Raw genomic sequence first — 2,391 nt, forward strand, 5'->3', positions numbered from 1 at the left:
TAGGCAAAGTGTTGGTGAAAAATCTAAATCTATCAGCGCTATTATCAGCCAAGGTTACGCACCACCAGAGCAATACACTACTCGTGGTAAACAGGGCCCTTATACTGATATCTATGCTATTGGCGCTGTTATGTATTACTTAGTTACCGGAGAAAAACCGGTAGATAGTACCGACAGGCAACATGATATTAATGAAGAATTACCAGACCCGTTAGCGGCTATTCCTCCAGAGGGAAATTACAGTAAAGAATTACTCAATGCAATTAATCAAGCTATGGTATTGCGTGCCAGTATGAGAGTACAAAATGTTGATACCCTAGAAAAACTGCTACAAGGAGAGCTTATTGAAGGCACTAATAGTGTTCAAAAAGTTAGTAATACTGCAACTCCGGATGCAACGATTAAAATAACAGAATCAGTTAAATCAAATTCAACCGCTTACAAGGTAAATAAAGCTGGTACTAAACCTAAAACGGGCCTTAGTAAAACTCTTATATTCATGAGTTTAATAACATTGTTATCTGTTGGCGGCTATTTTGCTTATGAGCAATATCGAATAGAACAAGAGAAAATAGAGCAACAAGCATTAGCAAAAAAGCTTAATGAGCAAAAAGATCATGATGCTTGGCTAAATGCCGATAAAGAACGTACAACACTGAGCTATCAAAACTATATTGATAATTGGCCTGAAGGTTTATACCTTACCCAAGCAAAACAACAACTAGCTGATATTCAAGAGCATGAACGTTTATCAATATTAGATGCGAAAGCAAAAGCAGAGGCATTAGCTGAACAACAGCGTATTGAATTAAATGCAAATATTATCAAAGTTCAAGAAGCACTGATAAACTTAGGCTTTCAATCGCCAACCCATGGCAAACTAGATGTTCGTACCCAAAAAGCCATTGAAGCTTTTGAAAAATCTCAAGGGCTTTTAGTTACAGGTGCTATTGATGACGTTTTACTTACCGCTATAGATAAAGCTTTAGTCAAACAAGAAGCTGAACGTATAGCTAAATTACAAGCCCAAGAAAAAGCCAAACGTTTAGCGAAAGAAAAGGCAGATAGAATTGCGAAAGAAAATGCCGAAAAACTTGCAGCTGAAAAAGCAGAGCAAGATAGGTTAGCTAAAATTGAAGCCAGTAAGGCACCACTAACCATTAATGTTAAACCTACAGGCGCACAAATTAAACTAACCAACAGTAATGATAATACTCATTTATATTACAAAAAGGGCATGCGTTTATTACCTGGTTCTTACCAAGTAAATGTCACCAAAAAAGGCTTTCATAGTCAAACTAAAACCTTTGATTTAACTAAGTCTACGAGTGATTTTGATATTGTTCTAAAACCTGATTTACCACCAGCTATTCAAGAGTTAGTTGATAATATGCAAGACATTCCAGCAGGGAATTATCAATATAGCTATTGCCCTGATAATGCTAAAGCTGATGGAAAATGCTTGACTGATAATGAAGGGAACCTAATCTACCAAGAGGCTGTTGCAGCCTTTAAAATGATGGAAACTGAAATTACTTTTGATATGTGGGATGCCTGTAAAGCTGCAGGAGCTTGTACTTCAAATGAATATTCATGGGAAGGTGATAACTGGGGGCGTGGTCAATATCCATTAATCAACAGAAGCCCTAAAAAATTAATAGAACAATTTATTCCTTGGTTAAATAAAATTACCGGTGTAAATAAAAACCAAGAGTTTACTTTACCGTCAAAAACTCAATGGTTATACGCAGCTAGTGCAAATAGTACAACTAAATATCCTTGGGGAGATCAATTAGATTGCACAAAAGCTAGGTATGATGGGGGCGAAGGTTCTGATTGCTTAACTTTTATTCCTTCAGGTGTTTTTTCTGGTCAAAAGCTTTTGGGGACAGTGCCGGTAAAAAGTTACAGTCCTAATGAATTTGGGTTGTATGATGTATATGGTAATGTTTATGAAGTCGTAAAAAAATGTTCTGATCCCTCGTCAAATGATAGCTTACATACTATTTCCGCGTGGAAAAAAGGTGACTGCAAATATTTTGAGGCGCTTGGAGGTTCATGGAAAAATAAAGCTACTTGGTTTCCTGAGTCTGGCATAATTGCTTATGACGCTTTTGGCTCTACTAATGAGGTAGGCTTTCGTTTAATTCAAGGAAGGTAATTAAGAATGAATTTCTTTAATATTAGGTTTAAATAATGCAGGAAGTAGACTATTCGCTAGCCACAGGCACACAAATCGCTGAATTTCGTATTATTGAAATTTTAGGTGTCGGTGGTTTTGGTATTACTTATAAAGCACAAGATACCCGTTTAGATCGTTTAGTGGCTATTAAAGAATTCCTACCCGTTGAACTTGCTGCTCGCAGTAATGATAGCAAAACTGTGATGCCG

General features: G+C 36.7%; 2 protein-coding genes. Both read left to right on the top strand.

All coding sequences use genetic code 11. From position 1 onward, the window contains the following. The coding region (locus tag AC27GZ_RS16095; RefSeq protein WP_487096393.1) for an SUMF1/EgtB/PvdO family nonheme iron enzyme at positions 1 to 2,161 on the top strand (2,161 nt) is incomplete at its 5' end. 35 nt (positions 2,162 to 2,196) lie between these two features. Then, positions 2,197 to 2,391: hypothetical protein (locus AC27GZ_RS16100; RefSeq protein ID WP_487096394.1), on the top strand; the 195-nt coding region annotated here is incomplete at its 3' end.

The sequence above is a fragment of the Colwellia sp. SU-HH00943 genome, from assembly GCF_057546125.1.